The organism is Paenibacillus diazotrophicus (genome assembly GCF_042610465.1).
In genome coordinates, this window is record NZ_JBGJZN010000001.1 from 87,049 (window position 1) to 106,788 (window position 19,740).

The following is a 19,740-nucleotide window of genomic DNA, read 5'->3' on the forward strand; positions in this document are numbered from 1 at the left end:
CGCCATTCCATGGCTTGCGGGGCACCTCCAGCTTAGTATTCGTTAAACATTGTGGCAATTTCCTCATAACCCGTCGTTTGGGTCAGCGCCAGCGACAGCAGAATCCGGGCCTTCTGCGGTACCAGACTGTTGCAGGGGATCGAATTGGCTGAGAGGTCAATATAGGAATCCTTCAAGGTAATACCGCTGGAAATCCGCGAGCAGCGGACAACGGGGATATTGTTATTTTTAAGCTCCCCGACCTTATCAATCCAAGGTTTGCTATAGATTCCTCCGCCTGCTCCGGCAATAACGATACCTTTGGAGATGGTAGCCAGATAATCCAGAATTCCCGGATTAGCATCCACATGGAAGTAAGCCACGGACACCTCCGGCAACCCAACCAGTGCAGATACGTCAAACTGGGCAGCGGTCGTATGCTTTTTGAGCGACCGGGTATAGAAAAAAGCCTGGCTGTCCCGCATGTAGCCTAGACATCCGAAATCCCGCTCATCAAAGGCATTCGCCTTAAAGGTGTTGACCTTCTGCACATCCCGTCCGCTGTATATCCCTTCCGCAAAAACAACCATGACGCCCTGACCGGCAGCTTCCGGGTTGGCCGCCAAGGCTACTGACTGATACAAATTCAGCGGGCCGTCCGCACTGATCGCTGTAGCCGGACGCATGGAGCCGGTAATGATAACCGGTTTGTCGGTTTTGATTACAAGATTCAGGAAATATGAGGTTTCATCCAGAGTATCCGTACCATGTGTAATGACAAACCCATGAACATCTTCGCGAAGTGCAAGTGTATTGATGAGAGTTGCCAAGGTCAACCAGTGATCGCTTGTAATGTCGGCGCTGCACAGATTGCTGACCTGCACTCCCGCACAATTCGCTACCCGTTCCAGATGGGGAACACTGTCCAGCAAATCTTGTATCGGCAGAGCACCGGGCTCGTAATTTAACGTTTTATGCGCTTCGCCACTGCCGGCAATCGTACCGCCGGTGGCGAGAATGACCACATTTTTGAGAATGGGATTATAAAAAGGTGAAGCCGTAAAATTCACTTCCGGAGCTGGAATAATCATCGCTTGATTCCTTTCAGATCATATCGTATAAACATAATATTTAGGGTGAATGTATTATAACATATGATAAGGACAAACCAGAACATAGTATACTGAGAGATTTAGTTAATCAATGGGGAGGGCTTGACCATGAGGCAATTTATACCCGCCCGGCATCTACGAAGCAATGCAGATGAAGCGGTGACAGCACCTTAAATCCTTCGCCGAGCTCGAATTCCTTTCCTTCTGCAAGTTCTAGCCCTTTCTTCTTGAAATACAGGTTGTATAGTGCCAGCGTGTCCTCATTGAACTGGCTGCTGTGAAGGGCCATAGCAGCGAACTTCCGGTCAAAGAAATGAGTAATATCCATAACGGTATTGGGTTCTGCCGTGAAATAAAAGCCAATTGCTCTCGGCTGCCAGGCCTGTGTATCCGTTCCCCGGGGATACAGCGGCAATCCCGAGGATAAGAAGGCCTGGGCGGCTGCCCGTCCGGTAATAATATGATCATAGTGGGCTTCATAGGGGAGCCATGGATCAGGGCAGAATACTGCATCCGGCTGAACGGTACGGATGATTTCGGCAATCTCCGCTGCCAGCGCCGGAATATGCTCCAGTGTGCCGTCTCCGTGCGGCAATTGGTGGAACACTGTGGCTCCAAGCGAGCGTCCCGCCGCTTCAAGCTCCTGAGAGCGGACCCTGGCAATCTCAGCATGGGACATCAGGCCGTCACTACTGCCCAAATCCCCATTGGTTACCGTTAAGTAATGAATCTCACAACCCTTCTCCGCAAAAGCGGCAATCGTTCCGCCCATGCCTACTTCATTGTCATCGGGATGGGGTTGAACGCACAATATTCTCCGGCAATCCGTAAGATCGGGAGGTGCCATAAGGCTGTTCAGGATGGATGAACTCATTTTGAATCGCTCCTTCTTTTGCTAAAAGTATGGGTGATAGGATGATGCCTTTTGGTTACAGCGACCGGCGGTCCTCCAAATCCATCAATGTTTGTATCCGCTGCTTGTCGCTTATCGTATAGAACAGAATCGGAATAATAGCCCCGAGGAAACAAATGGCGGGCAATACAAACATGACCAAGCTTAGACCCTGCTGGAGTCCCGGAGAAGACGGCTGATTCTCCACGTAGTTCAGCAACCCGAGACTTGCCCCGATAATCAGTCTGGACACTGCCCCGCTGAATTTGGAGATAAAGGTATTTGTTGAGAATACAATCCCTTCCCCCCGGAACCCCAGCTTCCACTCTGAATAGTCAATGGTATCCAGCAGCATCGATGTGCTGACAATGGTGGTGATGCCTGAGAAAAAGAAACTGATTCCTAAGAACACGAGTGTAAACAGAAAATTCTGATCCCCGGACAGATAAGGAATCACGCAAGAGAGGCTGCCTAAGAGGCATGAGGAGATAAACACGCTTTTCTTGGAAAAGGTACCCAGCAATTTGGGGGTTGCGGTCATGCCAAGCAGCATGCCAACTACCAGACTGATTCCGATCTGTGTGCCATAGCTGGCATCTCCCCAGACATAGACCACATAGTAGAGCTGAATGCTCTGTCTGATGCCTGTCACGAGATTAATGATTAGCAGTGAGGCCAGCAGTGTGAGGAGTGGTTTGTTCTTGAATACGGTTTGCAGATTTTGGCGGAAGGGAGTCCGGTCAGCCGATGGGGCCACTCTTTCTTTGGACAAGATGCCAGTCAGCCAAATGGCCAGTGCGGCAATGACCGATACGATGATTGCAGAGTACAGATATGCACGGGAGCTTCGTTCACCACCGAAGGCAAGCAGGAGCTGTATACCGCCTATGGTGATGACCACAGCCCCGATGGTTCCGCCAATTTTGCCTAGTGTAACGACTAGTGTCCGTTCCGCTGGATCTTTGGAAATAACAGAGGATAATGCCCAGAGTGGAGTATCGCAGATAGTGTATAACATTCCCCACAGCAAATAAGAAATAGCTGCTATGGCTGCGGTTATGGTGGAAGAGGTACCAAAGTTCATGAAGCACAGCACGGTAGCGGCAGCAATCAGAAACGGGGCAAACAGCAAATAAGGCCTGAATTTCCCCCACCTGGAACGTGTTTTATCCGTGATCATTCCCATGACCGGGTCCAGGCAAGCATCGAATGTACTTGCGGTGACCAAGATGACGCTGGCCGTCGTTGCTGGAATGCCAAGTAAGTCAGTATAAAAAAATAAAATGTACATCGACATGAAGCTGTAGAGCATATTTTGGCCGAGTAATCCGCCGGAAAACACCACTTTTTCTGCTAAAGTTACTTTTGTACTCAATCGGCTGCCCTCTTTTCTACGGGAAGATTTGGAGAAACCTATTATTCGTAATTATGTTTATTTATAGCTTATTTGTACATATTGTCAAGAGTATGATTCGTTGTGAAACCGGCGCTTCGGAAAGGGTATAGAAATCCTGCGGAATGTGAAAAATATGGTAAGTAAATAACATTAGGAAGGGAGTGGGAATGTTGGAGATTACACTAGGTTCAGACGAGGTCATTAGCCGAATAAGAGAGCTGCAATCAAACGGTGGAACCGTGAACAAAAAACAAGTTAAGCAGCATGATCCGGAACTGATGCGCAGTGCGCTGCATTACTTTCCAAGCTGGGAGCATGCCGTCAAGAATGCAGGCCTGCTATAAGCTGCACAACAAACAGCCGGAAGGACCACAGTATTGGACTGTGACCTTCCGGCTGTTGTTAGATTACATGATGTTGCAGGTTCACTCCTCCGGCAGATGTACCTGTGCGGGGGGGCCTAGACTAAGTTGTTCGATCGCCTTTTGGTTCAGCTGTAGCTCATTCATATAGCAGTTGACCTTGGATTGAAGGTTTTGCAGAATCTTGATATGCATTTCACTTACCTGATCTTCGATGCAAAATGCCGAACACGTCAGAATTCCGTCCGTATAGGATTTAGTCTCATCTACAACAGTGTTCATCTTCTCTTTATAGATTCTCTTCACGGGTCCGCTCTCTGGCTTGATCTCATAATAACGGTTTGTCTCCAGGAGCAGCCGCCAGTGGCTGACCTTGATCTCGTATTCATCTTTCTCTATTTCTGCCGATACTTTCACAATACGAATGTGACTGTTCTTGATGATATGACCCCCCGAACCCTTATGTGTTGTAAGGGATAAATCTCCCTGAATGACTTAAGAGATTATATCATGCAGGACGTTCAATTCTCAATACTGCGTTACAGTAAAGTGATGGCAAATGCCTGTATCATAACAATCCCGGTCTAGCTGTTTAAAAGTTCTGACTTTTTCCGGTCAAATTCCTCTTGGCTAATAGCGCCCATGTCCAGCAGCTGTTTGAATTTAAGCAGCTCGTCAGCGACACTGAATTTGTCGGAGTTACCTTTGCTTACGTTCTCTTTGTCTGGAGCAAAACCGAGATCGAAGAATTCGCCTTCTATAATATTGATCTCCGGATCGGCAGCCGAACGCTGCACGCACTCGTAATCCTGATTGAATTGTGCCTCTGAGTAATTATGGCTGGCTTCGGAAAGAGCTTCTCGCAGACGGCCACCCATTGGTTTCATAGAGAAATAGGTCATCCCGCCAGACAGGAGTCCGCCGAGGAGCGGTACGAATTTGGAGGCACCTTGAGCGAATGTCTTTTTTGTAATTTTGATTCCGATGTAGGTAGAGGTTTTTTTGAGAATCGGATAGTAGATCGTATGAGTTAAGACATTCTGGGGCAGCTTCTTCAACAACTGCTGGGAAATGCGCGCGGTGAGAAGCTTCAGCAGAGAGGCTGTACCGGCTACACCGAACATTACACCCAAATATAGAGTAAGCTCACGGGTGACATGCTCCGGGTCCATAGGGTCCTCTTGCCATAGATCCCCACGCCCATATAGATAAGCTAATTCTTGAGACATCCGCAGGGCTACCCCAAAAAACTGCAAAGTGTCCGCGGGAATGGTGGCAGCCATGGCCAGTCCGCCAGGAAGTCCTGCAACAGTGGACGCCGCCGTGCTTAGGACAGTTCTTTTTTCTATCAGCGTCTTCGCCATCCGATCAATGATGGAAATATGGATTCCGGCTTCAAGGGGCCCTTTATCCAAAATAACATTCATGCTGTTGGATGTATCATAATTGGCAAATTGTTGAGCCAAAAATTCCCGGCGGTTCACATTTACACCTGGAATCTTCATCGCATTGGTGAGTATGGATTCAACTGTACCCTGTCCGGATTGCTGATCATTTGTCATCTCAAAACTCCTTCAAATAATTAGGTTAATAAATCAGTCTACTACATATTCGGCTTTTCACTTCCAAAATCCTACTATTTTCGTATAAAAAATACTAACGGTTTATTTACTTTTTAATAGATATTTACCAAGGAAAGTATTACAATTAACCCATTATTGGACTCTTGATCCAAAGATACTGTAAATGATAATAAAGGAGACGAGCTATGAAAGAACCGAACGCAAAAAAAGGACATCCGGTTTTATTTTCACTCATGCTGGGCATTGTACTGACCCTGTTGGTGTCCGTTGCCTCAGCTGCAGCAAGCATCATGGAGCTTGACGATACGGGAATCCGGTTTGCTCAGGCTTGTGCCTTTTTACTTATGGCTGTGATCATCACGGTGTACATGAGCAGGAGTAAACGGCCAATTGGCAGTTTTGGATTCGGAAAACTCATGGGGTCTAAGGATAGGCAGGCGCTATATTACATACCCTTACTGATCATCGCACTGATTCAGCCGGTTATGAGCGGATTCAATCTCAAGCTTACAGGAATCGAGATCACGAGTATTCTGCTGCTGACCGTATTTGTCGGTTTTACAGAGGAAACCATATTCCGGGGAATCATCAGGGACAAGCTACGCCACAAGGGGCCAGTGTTTTATATTGTGTTTTCTTCCGTATTTTTTGGCATTCTGCATATGGCCAATGCGTTAAACGGAACCGAGTTCATACATATTATTCTTCAGGTCATCAACGCCTTGCTGCTGGGCTGTGTTCTGGCACTCTTAATTGAAACTACAGATAATATTATTCCCTTGATTGCATTTCATTTTATTTATGATGCTCTTGCCATGGTCAGTAATGAAAATTTGGATCAGGAAATTATGATAGTCTCCCTGCTGAATATTCTGTATTTGCTGTATGGAATCTATTTATATGTCATTTTGACTCGGAGAAATAAATCGAATAGCTTATCTATGTAAAACACACCAGCCCGCAAGCAGGAGCTATTCCTGATTGCGGGCTGGTGTGTTTGTGCAGAAGCGTAGGAGCCTTATCCGGTTAGGCTACATTCGGTTCTTCATTTGATACAGGCTCTGTTTCCGTTTCCGTTTCAGCTGCCGGCTGAACCTCCAGTTGGAATTGGCTGACCAGAGTATCAAGCTCCTCTGCTAATCGTGTCAGACTGCTTGTGGAATCCATTAATTCCTGCATGGCTGACAGGGATCTGACAGTAGCTTCTGCCGCATGTGCAGCCTTTCCGCTGGATTGCTCCGCATGGTTGGAGATGAGCTGGATTGTGGCTGAAATCTCTTGCGAACTGGAGGAGATCTCTTCGACAATCGCTGAAACATTAATAATCTGGCTATTCACCGAATCCACTTTTTCTGTGATATGCTCAAATGCCTCACCGGCTGTCCGGACCGATTGGAGGCCTTGAACCGTTTTCTCAGAGCTAAGGTTGATCTGGAGTACAACAGCCTCTGTTTCACTCTGAATGGAGCGGATCATTGCAGATACTTGGTCTGACGCGGTTTTGGATCTCTCCGCCAGCTTCTTCACCTCATTCGCCACGACAGCGAAACCTCTGCCTTGTTCGCCTGCGCGGGCAGCTTCTATGGATGCATTTAAGGCTAACAGATTGGTCTGGGAGGATATTTGTGAGATAAGCTCAATGATTCCGTCAATTTCTTTTGTTTTTTCCCCTAGACGTTCAATAACCGCTACAGATTCACTGGAATCCAGAACAAGATTTTCGATCATCTGCTGCGTTTCATGAATGATTACCCGGCCTTGCTCAGCCTGAGTGAGTGAGGAAGCAGACGCATGGGCAACATCCTCCGTGCTCATGGAGATCTGTTCGATGCCTTTGGCCACTTCATCAATTCCCAGGGAGCTCTCCACAATAGAAGCGGATTGTTCCTTGGAGTTCTTCGCGATTTCATCAACGGAAGCGGCGATGCTCTTCTCTGACCGGCTTGCCATGATGGATATAAGTGAAATCTGGTTAGCATTATCCGCTAACTGGCTGGATGAACGGGAAATTTGTTGCAGTGTCTGCTTCAGGTTAGAGACCATCTGGTAAAAGGAACGGGACAATATACCGATCTCATCCTTGCGGCTGTTGTTAAGCACTTCAATGTCCGCGCGTAGATCGCCGGCAGCTATTTGCTCAGAGAACTTTACAAAGCTATTCAGAGGTTTGGTGAAAAACCTGCGGACCAGCAGCCAGATAATCACCATTACCACAACCAGCAAAATAGAAGATACGATAATCATGTCATATACCAATTCAACGGAAGACTCCAGTTCATCAGCAATATCAAATTGAACACCGGCTACATATGTAATTTGTCCATTGATATGTAATGGAGCAGTCAGATCCACAAGATTATTATCTAAAAGGGTTACTGTGCGGTTTTCATTGGCTGCTGTAATATCTTCCTTATCGGCAGGTTTGCCAATTTCAGCCGCATCCAAGGAGGCTATCGCTTTGGGCTGGCTGCCTAGGCTGTAAATATTAAAGTCTACGATCTCCAGGTCAGCCGATTTTAAGGTATTAAGTGCTGCTTGAAGCTCTGCAGCGGATTCTCTTCCGGATAGAGTGGAATCAAAGGTTTTGAGAATGACCATAGCCTTTTCTTCTCCAGAGAGAATGGCGGCTTTCCTGCTCTGTGTATAGAATACGGAACAAATTACGAGTGACACAACGATGAGGGAAATACTAGCCATAATGATGATCTTGTTAGCAACTTTCAAAGAAATCCACCTCAAATTTATGTATTTACTGATAGGCACCCCTTGTTGTCATAGCTACCTCCTGTCTGGGCATAGGTACAAATCACTATAAAAGTATATACCATATAGTGCCAAAGAAATAGTATAAGATTTGCTACTGGTTTTGATGCTGGAAATGAAAACGCAACCAAAACCGCATAATCCGCAGGATTTCTTAGACTTCTGAAGGCCAGATGTAGAGATCAGCGAATATCAGGAAATAGGCTGGAATATAGTATCTTATGGAGTTTTAAATTTTATCTATAATACGCTAGAATAGAGGCATCACCACAGGAACCACAAAAGCAAAGGTCAGTGGTTACCCGGGTGACTGTCTCATTCCTAAATTTAGAAATGAATGTAGGAAAGGAGAGAATCCAATGTACTGAGTTAGCGAAGCATGCCGGAATCGGCTGCGGGTAGAAGGATGGAAGTGACAACATCTTTCGGCAGACCGTGGGGATGCGGGAAACCACAGCAAATCTTTATTAAAGGAAAAGGCTATTCATTCAAGCAGGAGTGATCTTGCGGAAGAAAGAGCGTGATTCCATTGAAAAAGGTTAGCGAAGCGTACTAATACGATCTTCACAACGGGAAAAACGCCGGTGAAAACGTTTTTCGTGAAATCGTGTACGCGGGAATTCACCCCATATGCAGGACATGGATAACACTCCGGACAGGAGAGAACGGGTAATACGGTAATTTGAATATGAGAACAATCACCATGTCAGGGATATGGCTTGTTACTTGGAGGAAATGATAGAAGTGCATACAGTAGTTAAAACATAAATCCCCGTTACCTTGTACATAAGGTGAACGGGGATTTATGCGTTTATATGAATGTGTTTTGGACAAGCAGGGGGGCTACACATTCACGGAAAACATCTGGAGGCGGGTTGTTTTTGCCACGCTTATTGTCTTGGGTGAGCACTACGACTGCCTTAATCTCCGGAAGGACATATACGAATTGTCCTGCGTATCCCCGAGCGTAAAAATAGTCCATGGCAGAGGGAGGTCCTCCGCTTTTTGCAGCTAGCGGGTAGGAATCAGTCCACCAGTGCCAGCCATACCCGCCGTGGCGGGGAGGTTCGGCAACCATGACCGGTTTCACCGAGCGAGCTACCCATTCACGAGAAATCACCTGCTGCTGCTCCCACATTCCTCCTTGTAAATAAAGCTGTCCAAATTTCAGCAAGTCGCCCGGCCGTAACTGAAGCCCAAACCCACCCGTGTGAATACCTTGTGGATCCGTCTCCCATTGATAGTCCACAATACCAAGGGGGCCGAAGAGAAATTCCTCGGCAAACTGTGCCGTTGACTTTCCCGAGGCTTGGACCAGAATGGCTGATAACATTTGCGAGATCCCGGAATTGTATTCCATACTTGTGCCAGGATCATGTGCCAGCGGCTGCTCCAATACATACTTCACCCAATTTGGGGAGCGGGTCATCTTGGGGAATGAATTTTGACCGCCGAATTCGGTCCAGCGAAAACCGGCAGATAAGGTTAATAAATGTTCAATCGTGATCTTCTGTTTGCGTGCATCCTTATCCCGGCCCAGCTGTGGGAAGAATTCTGACGCTACCGAAGCAGGCTGAAGCAGGCTTTGATCCATTGCAATGCAGATCAGCGAAGAAAGCACGCTTTTGGTGCAGGAATTGATCTTGGCAATCTCTGATGCTATGCGGTCATCTCTATAATATTCAAACTTCAGTTCGCCCTGGAGGCTGATCAGGCAGCTTCTCAAATGTAAAGGGGCAATCGCTGTAGTTAATGTCATCAGATTCATACCACTCACCCTTTCTTAAGGGATATCATATCATCCGTTGATATAATACCCCAATAGGGCTGCGGAAAATCCGCAGTACACGAAAAAGCTGCCCGGATGAGCTCCAGACAGCTTTTTATATTTATAAATCCTGATATACAATATTGATAAGTTCGATCTTCAAGGTCTGGATAGCTTCTTCCCGGGGCAGCATAATGAACTTGGACAAATATTCGATATCTACCGAGAAGAGACTAAGAATGTCCTCCATGGACGCTTTATCACCATTCTGCGCTTTTTTTACTGTATCGACGAAGTGATGAGATATTCCCTCAGTATTTCTAGGCCCTTCCGCTTCCATTTGCTTACCCCCTGTTGAGTCATATGTAACTCGATTGCAACCTCATGTTCCGGCATGCCCTCAATCACAGTTTTTTTAATGATATACCTGCATTTTTCCCAAGGAATCGTTTCCAGAAGCTCGTCAACAAACAGATCCGAAATCACCAGGCTCTCAAAGCTGTTGTCATAAAGCTGATTGTCATAAATAGGTTTACTTTCTCTTATCAGTTGATTGCGGGTCTTATACTGGATTCTCCATGCTGAGCGTTTTAACAGTTTTCTGCAGGTTTCTACTAACTCGTCTTCACAGGTAATCATGATTACTCCCCCATGGTTTAGTTTTGCGGAAAAGAATTAGCCAGCGCAGCCTGTTCCCCCAGGCCCGATCCCACCGTATATCGCCCCTTCCATTGGAACCGACAGGTGTCTCCATATGTTAAGCATAGGATAGATCAGCTGAATATTCTCCTTATATAACAAGTAGAATATTCCATAGATTCCACAACTATCAAAAACATAAATTTACATGTTTACTATTATTGTTAGCGAAGTTGTAATAATGTCTGCTGATTTACCATCTATTATGAGGAAAAATTGGGTTGGTATGTCGAAACTACACTTTTTGGAGGCGATACGATGAAGGATTATTTTACACCCGAGATCATCAATACCATTCTTACCGTAATGGTTGTTCCGCTGTTGGGTCTATTGGCGAAATCTATGATTGCGTATATCAAACGGGAAATTGCCCATCTGGAAGAAAGGATAGGGGTCGAGGCTGTGAACACGCATCTGGACCGGGCTTCAGATGCCATTGAATCTGCAGTTATTGCGGTGAATCAGACGTTTGTAGAGGGGTTGAAACAGCAGGGTGCTTTTGACGCAGCGGCGATGGAGAAGTCATTCAAGCTGGCTAAAGAGAGAGCCATAGTCCTATTGGGGGAGGCTGCCAAAAAGGAGCTGAGTCTTGTGGTTGGTGATCTCGAAGCCTGGATCGAAACGAAAATAGAAGTTTATGTGAACCGCAATAAACAGTTGTAAAAAACAGCCCTGATTTCCCTTTGTTAAGTAAAGGAGGAACAGGTTATCGCCATTGCCGGTACGTTTATCACAAAAAAAGTTAGGGGATGCATGATGAAACAATCGAAAAGAAGAGTAAAGCATGTTCAGTACAGAAAGTTAGGCATCATCACCAAATGGTTATGCCTCACGCTCCTGATCCTGATGTTGACTCCCGGGGCCGTATTCGGGTCAGAGAAATGGTTATCCAGCCATTCGGAGGATGCGGGAGCAGGCAAGGCATATGCGTCACCGTATGATGCAGAACCACCTGCTGAGCAGACAGAGGATGGATTGACAGTCAAAGATTCCGTCTACTCATCGGTAGCGAATTCAGTGTATAGGCTGGACCCATCACTCGGAGTCATCCTGCATCACGGGGCTTACCAGATGAGTCTGCTCGCTGTAAGCAATGTGGAGGGGACGATGAGCGCAGTATCACCGCTGCTGCAGCAAATGAAGCTGTCGCAGGCTTCTGGGGTCATTCCAGGCGGACGCGGATTTATGCTTCCTCAGGTAGTCGCGGTCAAGGATCTGGCCGGCAATCCGCTTGCCGGAGTTCCGGTTACCTTCACTGCTTCTGAGGATAGCACGATCACCGCGGTTATGCGCGGACTGAACAGTACGGGCGTCACTGTTGTCACGGATGCGAATGGTTATGCTTCTGCTGCCAATACCTACACAAGTTATGTAGGTGAAGGGTACCAGGTCTATTCCAAGAGCACAGGGGTCATCCGGACAGTGGAAGTTAAAGCCACGGTGCCTGGCCTCCAGCCGGTTACCTTTCGTGTGGAGGTCGGGTCAGTGGGGTCGAACCTGATTGATACTACGCCGCCGACCATTACGGCATCTGCATTAACCGATGCGGGAGCTCCTTACATTGCCGGAACATGGACGAATCATTCGGTGACTGTTCACTACACAGCAAATGATACGCTGTCTCCGATCAAATCACTGACCCCGGACCAGAATTTTACTGCAGAAGGCGCGGGTCAGATGGCTACCGGTAAAGCGGTAGACGGCGCAGCTTCCAGTGATGAGGACCAGAGCCATTATTCCATCGTTACCTTCGGTCCAATCAAGATTGATAAAACTGCTCCGGTTACGACCGTAACTCCAGCGGCTTCAGAAACAGGCAGCTGGAGTCACGATAAGGTTACACTTCATTTTAGCGCCGCCGATCCATATTCAGGTATCGATTCCATCTACTATAAGAGTGGTGTCAATGATGCTGTGAAAACGGCGGGTGGAAGTGCGGATATGGAGATCAGCGAGGAAGGAACAACTACCGTCACCTATTGGGCTGTGGACAAAACAGGGAATGTCGAGGCGGCTAAAACCGTAAATGTAAAAATCGACAAAAGCGGTCCGGTGATCTCAAGCATTGTAAGCCCTGAGGCGAACGCAAAAGGCTGGAACAGTGCTAATGTCACCGTCGCTCTTACCGCCTCCGATGCAAATTCCGGTGTCAAGGAAATTCATTATGTCTTGGGTGCAGCAGGCGAAGAGAAGGTTGTAGCCGGCACTACGACAACATTTGCTGTTCAGACTGAGGGCATCACACCGCTCACATTCTGGGCTGTAGACCAGGCGGGGAACAGTACTCCCGTTCAGAAGACTGAAGTGAAAATAGACAAAACCATTCCGGTGATTACTGTACCTTCAGATATCACTATTGAGGCTAAGGCCGTTCGTACTCCTGTCGAGATTGGCAAAGCTTCTGTGCAGGATATTTCCATCCCGGATGTGATTGTGACGAACGATGCTCCGGCCGATTATCCAATCGGAACGACAACCGTGAAATGGACTGCGGTAGACCCGGTAGGGAATACCTCCTCGCAGGTGCAGAAAGTAACGGTAAAAGATACAACCAAACCTGTACTCACTGTACAAGGGGATATCGTAGTTGAAGCAACCGCTGTGCAGACACCTGTCATTGTCAGCGGCGCGTCGGCAAAGGATATTTTCCCGGTCATCGTGGTCAACGATGCTCCAAAGGAATTTCCAATCGGTACGACCAAAGTCACATGGACGGCTACAGATGCGAACAGCAACGTGATTACCGCTACACAGAATGTTATCGTGGTTGACACGATCAAGCCGGTACTCACCGTCCCTGCAAACATCACAAAAGAAGCTACGGGCAGAAGAACTCCGCTATCCGTAGGCACGGCAACAGCAGAAGATATTTTTAAAGTGAATATTACTAATAATGCACCTGTGGACTTTCCGGTAGGCACCACTAAGGTGACCTGGAAAGCAGAGGATGAGAATGGAAATGTCACGACAGCAGAACAGCTGATTACGATAACTGACACAACCAAGCCTGTATTGACGCTTCCGAAGGATATCAGTATTGAAGCAACCGACACCCGGATGAAGCTGGAGGTTGGAGCAGCGAAGGCCGCAGATTTGTTCGATGTCCTGTTAGTTAATGATGCTCCGGAATATTTTACAGTAGGGGTCACCAAGGTAACCTGGACAGCGACAGATGAAAACGGGAATGTAACCAAAGCCGTTCAGAACGTTACGGTTACGGATACAACGGTTCCAGTGCTTACGGTACCCAAGGATATCTCAGCAGAAGCCACAGGAATCAAGACTCCGGTAACCATCGGAGCGGCGTCTGCAACGGATATTTTCAAGGTCATCATTACCAGCAATGCCCCGGATAGCTATACTGTCGGTAAAACTCTGGTCACCTGGACAGCCACCGATGAGAATGGCAACATCACCAAGGGGACGCAGACGGTTATTGTGACGGATACCACCAAGCCACTGGTCACACTCCCAGGAGATAAGACAGCAGAAGCAACCGGAGAAAGAACGAAGGTAGACATCGGCCAGCCGATCGTGACTGAGATCTTTCCGGTGACGGTTACCAATAATGCGCCTGCAGATTTCCCTCTGGGAACGACAGAAGTCATCTGGACCGTTACCGATGAGCACGGAAATGCGACTACAGGTACCCAGAAGATCAAGGTCGTGGATACGACCAAACCAATTCTCATTGTACCGGCCAATATTACAACGGAGGCGACGGCAATCCGATCTGTAGTTCCGCTCGGGCAGCCTACAGTCACAGATTTATTCAAGGTTACTGTGATTAACGATGCGCCAGTAGATTTTGCTGTTGGCACCACCAAGGTCACATGGATGGCTACGGATGCGAGCGGTAATGTGGCTATAGGCACACAGAATGTAACCGTTACCGATAATACCAATCCTGAACTCCATGTCCCTGCGGATGTCCGGGTTGAAGCCACTGCATTAAGATCAATAGTTCAGATTGGCACTGCTACAGCGACCGATATTTTTCCGGTTACGGTAACCAGCAATGCTCCGGCAGATTATCCAGTAGGGATTACCGAAGTCACTTGGACTGCCAAGGATGCCAACGGAAAAATAACTACAGGTAAACAAAAAGTAACTGTAGAAGATACAACACTTCCAGTTCTGAAAGTACCAGCAGATATTAGCAAAGAAGCTACAGCGGTAAATACACCAGTCAACATTGGTCAAGCGACGGCTACTGACTTGTTCCCGGTTGAGATCGTCAGCAATGCTCCGGCAAGCTATCCGCTGGGCAAGACCATTGTGACCTGGAAAGCGACAGACGCGAATGGCAATATCAGCAGTGCAACTCAGACCATTACCATCGTTGATACAACGAAACCTTCCATTGCTGCTATACCGGATTTAAAAGTGGAGGCAACCAGCCGCGAGACTCAGGTTCAACTGGCGGTGCCTGCAGTGACGGATATTTTTGGAGTTGCATCGGTTACCAGTGATGCTCCGATTGCTTTTCCTATTGGAATTACTGAGGTGACCTGGACGGCTAAAGACAAGAACGGCAATTTATCCACCCGCATACAAAAGGTTACGGTAGTTGACACGACGAAGCCGGTGCTGAGTGTGCCTAAGGATGTTCAGGCAGAAGCTTCGGCATTACAGACTCCTGTCGGGATCGGGCAGGCAACAGCTACAGATGTATTCAACGTTACTGTGACAAGTAATGCTCCGGAGTCTTTTCCGATTGGTGCAACAGAAGTCACCTGGACGGCTACCGATGAGCATGGCAATGTGTCCACAGGTGTGCAGAAGATTACAGTGGTAGATACCACAAAGCCTGTACTAAGTGTGCCGGAGGACTTGTCGGTGGAAGCCACCGCAGTGAAAACTCCTGTAGAGATTGGACAGGCGACAGGGACGGACATCTATAAAGTTACGGTAACCAGCAACGCACCAGAAACCTATCCATTAGGCGTAACTGAGGTTATTTGGACCGCAACAGATGCAAACGGCAACGTAACTACGAAGGTGCAGAAGATTACAGTAGTAGATACAACCAGTCCGGTACTCAGCGTACCTGCGAATAAAACGGTTGAAGCCACGGCGGTGAAGACAGTTGTGGAGACCGGACAGGCAACGGCAGCAGATATTTTCAAATATACGATTGTGAGCAATGCCCCTGCAGATTATCCGCTGGGTACCACTGAAGTCACCTGGACGGCTACGGATGAGAACGGCAATGTAGCAACGAAGGTGCAGAAGATTACGGTGGTGGATACGAGCAGACCGGTACTCACTGTACCTAAGGATCAAACGGTTGAAGCCACGGCGGTGAAGACAGTTGTGGAGACCGGACAGGCAACAGCGGCAGATATTTTCAAATATACGATTGTAAGTAATGCCCCTGCAGACTACCCGCTGGGTACTACTGAAGTCACATGGACGGCTACGGATGAGAACGGTAATGTGTCCACTGGTGTCCAAAAGATTACCGTAGTGGATACGACTAAGCCGTCGCTTACCGTACCTGAGGATCAGACGGTAGAGGCGACAGCCATTCGTACCCCCGTCGGAATAGGGCAAGCTGCGGCCAAGGATATTTTCCCCGTTACAGTGACATCGGATGCTCCGGCGGACTACCCGCTGGGCACAACTACAGTCACATGGACGGCCAAGGACAAGAACGGCAATGAAATCACAGGTGTGCAGAAAATAACTGTTGTGGATACCACGCAACCTGTGCTGAAATTCAAAGGATCTTTGCATCTGACCAAGGAAGCAACTGCGCTGGCAACACCGGTAGAACTGGAAGTGCCTGAGGTGCTGGAGCTGTTTCCGGTCGTATTAACTACGGATGCTCCAGGATTTGGAAGTCAAGACCCGATCACTACAGGGGAGAGCATTACTGCGAAATTCCCTCTGGGAACCACAAAAGTAACATGGACCGCAAAAGATGCGAACGGTAATGCAATGATTGGAATCGTAACGGTGACGATCACAGATACAGTCAAACCCGTACTCAAGCTACCGGCAGACATCACTCTGGAAGCAACTGCAGTGCGGACTCCGGTTGAAATCGGACTGGCAACGGCAACGGATATCTATGACGTGACCGTAACCAGTAACGCTCCGGCGGATTATCCGCTGGGAACAACAGAAGTCACCTGGACCGCAAAAGATGCGAACGGCAATGTGACCACAGGCATACAGAAGATTACGGTAGTCGATACAACAAAACCGGATCTGATCTTGCCTGTCGACAAGACAGTCGAGGCGACCGCGCTGAAGACGCCAGTAGACATTGGTCAGGCAAAGGGTACAGACATTTACAAAGTAACTGTGATCTCGGATGCTCCTGCGGATTATGCACTAGGTGTAACTGAAGTGAAATGGACAGCTACAGATGAGAACGGCAACATAACGACTGGTGTACAAAAGATTACAGTGGTGGATACGACAAAGCCTGCTCTGAAGCTGCCAGCCGACAAGACGGTCGAAGCAACTGCGCTGAAGACGCCAGTGGAGATCGGACTAGCAACAGGTACAGACATTTACAAAGTAACTGTGATCTCGGATGCTCCTGCGGATTATGCGCTGGGTGTAACTGAAGTGAAATGGACAGCTACAGATGAGAACGGCAACGTAACGACTGGTGTACAAAAGATTACAGTAGTGGATACGACAAAGCCTGCTCTGAAGCTGCCAGCCGACAAGACGGTCGAAGCAACTGCGCTGAAGACGCCAGTGGAGATCGGACTAGCAACAGGTACAGACATTTACAAAGTAACTGTGATCTCGGATGCTCCTGCGGATTATGCGCTGGGTGTAACTGAAGTGAAATGGACAGCTACAGATGAGAACGGCAACGTAACGACTGGTGTACAAAAGATTACAGTAGTGGATACGACAAAGCCTGCTCTGAAGCTGCCAGCCGACAAGACGGTCGAAGCAACTGCGCTGAAGACGCCAGTGGAGATCGGACTAGCAACAGGTACAGACATTTACAAAGTAACTGTGATCTCGGATGCTCCTGCGGATTATGCGCTGGGTGTAACTGAAGTGAAATGGACAGCTACAGATGAGAACGGCAACGTAACGACTGGTGTACAAAAGATTACAGTAGTGGATACGACAAAGCCTGCTCTGAAGCTGCCAGCCGACAAGACGGTCGAAGCAACTGCGCTGAAGACGCCAGTGGAGATCGGACTAGCGACAGGCACAGACATTTACAAAGTGACTGTGATCTCGGATGCTCCTGCGGATTATGCGCTGGGTGTAACTGAAGTGAAATGGACAGCTACGGATGAGAACGGCAACGTAACGACTGGTGTACAAAAGATTACAGTGGTGGATACGACAAAGCCTGCTCTGAAGCTGCCAGCTGACAAGACGGTCGAAGCTACAGCGCTGAAGACGCCAGTGGAGATTGGATTAGCGACAGGTAAAGACATTTACAAAGTAACTGTGATCTCGGATGCTCCTGCGGATTATGCGCTGGGTATAACTGAAGTGAAATGGACAGCTACGGATGAGAACGGCAACGTATCGACTGGTGTACAAAAGATTACAGTGGTGGATACGACAAAGCCTGCTCTGAAGCTGCCAGCTGACAAGACGGTCGAAGCTACAGCGCTGAAGACGCCAGTGGAGATTGGATTAGCGACAGGTAAAGACATTTACAAAGTAACTGTGATCTCGGATGCTCCTGCGGATTATGCGCTGGGTATAACTGAAGTGAAATGGACAGCTACGGATGAGAACGGCAACGTAACGACTGGTGTACAAAAGATTACAGTGGTGGATACGACAAAGCCTGCTCTGAAGCTGCCAGCTGACAAGACGGTCGAAGCTACAGCGCTGAAGACGCCAGTGGAGATTGGATTAGCGACAGGTAAAGACATTTACAAAGTAACTGTGATCTCGGATGCTCCTGCGGATTATGCGCTGGGTATAACTGAAGTGAAATGGACAGCTACGGATGAGAACGGCAACGTAACGACTGGTGTACAAAAGATTACAGTGGTGGATACGACAAAGCCTGCTCTGAAGCTGCCAGCTGACAAGACGGTCGAAGCTACAGCGCTGAAGACGCCAGTGGAGATTGGACTAGCGACAGGCACAGACATTTACAAAGTAACTGTGAGTTCGAATGCCCCTGCGGATTATGCACTGGGTGTAACTGAAGTGAAATGGACGGCTACGGATGAGAACGGCAACGTAACGACTGGTGTGCAAAAGATTACAGTGGTGGATACGACAAAGCCTGCTCTGAAGCTGCCAGCTGACAAGACAGTCGAAGCAACTGCGCTGAAGACGCCAGTGGAGATCGGACTAGCGACAGGCACAGACATTTACAAAGTAACTGTGAGTTCGAATGCCCCTGCGGATTATCCGCTAGGTGTAACTGAAGTGAAATGGACAGCTACGGATGAGAACGGCAACGTAACTACCGGTGTGCAAAAGATTACGGTGGTGGATACAACGAAGCCCGTTCTTAAAGTACCGGCAGACGTAACCATCATGGCGAAAGGCGTCAAAACACAAGTGACTTTGGGCCAGGCAACAGTGAATGATATTTTTGGATACACATTGAAAAATGATGCTCCTGCGGATGGGTTTCCGATAGGCAAGACAACTGTTACCTGGACTGCCACTGATGCGAACGGAAATGTATCCACAGCAGTCCAGTACGTAACCGTTACCCAGATTTTCAAAGTTCAATCGTACAACGGCACCAGAACGAGCCTCACCAATACGATTGCTCCGAGAATAATCTTTGAGAACACAAGCAGCAGCACTATTCAGCTTTCAAACATTAAGCTTAGATATTACTACACCATTGATGGAGAGAAAACGCAGGGTTACTATACCGATTACGCACGGGTATCGAGCTCCAGCAGCAACATTCAGTCCTATGTTACAGGAAGCTTCCAAAAGGCCGCCAGCAAGACCGGTAGCGATTATTACCTGGAGATCAGCTTCTCCAGCGGTGCGGGAAGTCTGAAGCCGGGTGAAGAAGTTGAGATCCAATGCAGGTTCTGGAAATCTAATTTTTCCAACTATACCCAGACGAATGACTATTCCTTCAATACGTCGGCAACAGATTATACAGACACCAATAAAATTACGGTCTACTCTTCCGGCAATCTGATTGCAGGCATGGAACCGTAAGCCAGCAAGAACTACATTGTAACAGCGTAACAGCTTCCAGGC

Annotated in this window: 13 protein-coding genes; 4 read left to right on the forward strand and 9 right to left on the reverse strand. The window is 47.9% G+C overall.

The window, feature by feature from the left end; genetic code table 11:
• Positions 1–32 precede the first annotated feature (32 nt).
• The 3 genes from ACAN54_RS00345 to ACAN54_RS00355 form a co-directional block, all read right to left on the reverse strand.
• A complete protein-coding gene (locus ACAN54_RS00345) occupies positions 33–1,070 on the reverse strand; it encodes an asparaginase (RefSeq protein WP_379150828.1) in 1,038 nt (345 codons plus the stop codon).
• Positions 1,071–1,209: 139 nt separating this feature from the next.
• Positions 1,210–1,965, reverse strand: a complete 756-nt coding sequence (locus ACAN54_RS00350; protein ID WP_379150831.1) for a PIG-L deacetylase family protein — start codon at positions 1,963–1,965, stop codon at positions 1,210–1,212.
• A gap of 55 nt (positions 1,966–2,020) precedes the next feature.
• The gene (locus tag ACAN54_RS00355) at positions 2,021–3,358 is read right to left on the reverse strand and encodes an MFS transporter (protein ID WP_379150834.1); all 1,338 of its coding nucleotides are present in this window, start codon (positions 3,356–3,358) and stop codon (positions 2,021–2,023) included.
• A 191-nt stretch (positions 3,359–3,549) separates the two neighbouring features.
• Between ACAN54_RS00355 and ACAN54_RS00360 the strand changes: the two genes are divergently transcribed.
• Entirely contained in the window at positions 3,550–3,723 is a 174-nt protein-coding gene (locus ACAN54_RS00360) for a hypothetical protein (RefSeq protein WP_379154230.1), read from the forward strand.
• 81 nt (positions 3,724–3,804) lie between these two features.
• On the opposite strand, the gene ACAN54_RS00365 is transcribed toward ACAN54_RS00360, so the two are convergent.
• Complete coding sequence (locus tag ACAN54_RS00365) at positions 3,805–4,158, reverse strand: hypothetical protein (protein WP_379150837.1); 354 nt, start codon at positions 4,156–4,158, stop codon at positions 3,805–3,807.
• Between the two features lie 167 nt (positions 4,159–4,325).
• Complete coding sequence (locus ACAN54_RS00370; protein ID WP_379150840.1) at positions 4,326–5,303, reverse strand: SHOCT domain-containing protein; 978 nt, start codon at positions 5,301–5,303, stop codon at positions 4,326–4,328.
• A gap of 206 nt (positions 5,304–5,509) precedes the next feature.
• Between ACAN54_RS00370 and ACAN54_RS00375 the strand changes: the two genes are divergently transcribed.
• Positions 5,510–6,271 (forward strand): CPBP family intramembrane glutamic endopeptidase, encoded by a 762-nt coding sequence (locus ACAN54_RS00375; RefSeq protein WP_379150844.1) that lies wholly within the window; start codon positions 5,510–5,512, stop codon positions 6,269–6,271.
• A gap of 79 nt (positions 6,272–6,350) precedes the next feature.
• Here ACAN54_RS00375 and ACAN54_RS00380 read toward each other — a convergent pair whose 3' ends face one another.
• From ACAN54_RS00380 to ACAN54_RS00395, 4 genes are all read right to left on the reverse strand, one after another.
• On the reverse strand, positions 6,351–8,048 hold the full coding sequence (locus tag ACAN54_RS00380; RefSeq protein ID WP_379150848.1) for a methyl-accepting chemotaxis protein: 1,698 nt from the start codon (positions 8,046–8,048) through the stop codon (positions 6,351–6,353).
• Between the two features lie 850 nt (positions 8,049–8,898).
• Positions 8,899–9,855: a serine hydrolase domain-containing protein gene (locus ACAN54_RS00385; RefSeq protein WP_379150852.1), complete on the reverse strand. Its 957-nt coding sequence runs from the start codon at positions 9,853–9,855 to the stop codon at positions 8,899–8,901.
• 121 nt (positions 9,856–9,976) lie between these two features.
• The gene (locus ACAN54_RS00390; RefSeq protein WP_244169865.1) at positions 9,977–10,105 is read right to left on the reverse strand and encodes a hypothetical protein; all 129 of its coding nucleotides are present in this window, start codon (positions 10,103–10,105) and stop codon (positions 9,977–9,979) included.
• Positions 10,106–10,134: 29 nt separating this feature from the next.
• On the reverse strand, positions 10,135–10,494 hold the full coding sequence (locus ACAN54_RS00395) for an RNA polymerase sigma factor (protein ID WP_379150856.1): 360 nt from the start codon (positions 10,492–10,494) through the stop codon (positions 10,135–10,137).
• Between the two features lie 318 nt (positions 10,495–10,812).
• On the opposite strand from ACAN54_RS00395, the gene ACAN54_RS00400 reads away from it, so the two are divergent.
• Positions 10,813–11,217 (forward strand): hypothetical protein, encoded by a 405-nt coding sequence (locus ACAN54_RS00400; RefSeq protein ID WP_379150859.1) that lies wholly within the window; start codon positions 10,813–10,815, stop codon positions 11,215–11,217.
• Between the two features lie 93 nt (positions 11,218–11,310).
• Positions 11,311–19,698, forward strand: coding sequence for an HYR domain-containing protein (locus ACAN54_RS00405; protein WP_379150862.1), 8,388 nt, complete (start codon positions 11,311–11,313; stop codon positions 19,696–19,698).
• Positions 19,699–19,740 lie beyond the last annotated feature (42 nt).

Coding starts and splice junctions, on each gene's coding strand:
- ACAN54_RS00345 (WP_379150828.1), bottom strand. CDS start 1,070: ATGATTATTCCAGCTCCGGAAGTGAATTTTACGGCTTCACCTTTTTAT.
- ACAN54_RS00350 (WP_379150831.1), bottom strand. CDS start 1,965: ATGAGTTCATCCATCCTGAACAGCCTTATGGCACCTCCCGATCTTACG.
- ACAN54_RS00370 (WP_379150840.1), bottom strand. CDS start 5,303: ATGACAAATGATCAGCAATCCGGACAGGGTACAGTTGAATCCATACTC.
- ACAN54_RS00375 (WP_379150844.1), top strand. CDS start 5,510: ATGAAAGAACCGAACGCAAAAAAAGGACATCCGGTTTTATTTTCACTC.
- ACAN54_RS00385 (WP_379150852.1), bottom strand. CDS start 9,855: ATGAATCTGATGACATTAACTACAGCGATTGCCCCTTTACATTTGAGA.
- ACAN54_RS00390 (WP_244169865.1), bottom strand. CDS start 10,105: ATGGAGGACATTCTTAGTCTCTTCTCGGTAGATATCGAATATTTGTCC.
- ACAN54_RS00395 (WP_379150856.1), bottom strand. CDS start 10,494: ATGATTACCTGTGAAGACGAGTTAGTAGAAACCTGCAGAAAACTGTTA.
- ACAN54_RS00400 (WP_379150859.1), top strand. CDS start 10,813: ATGAAGGATTATTTTACACCCGAGATCATCAATACCATTCTTACCGTA.
- ACAN54_RS00405 (WP_379150862.1), top strand. CDS start 11,311: ATGAAACAATCGAAAAGAAGAGTAAAGCATGTTCAGTACAGAAAGTTA.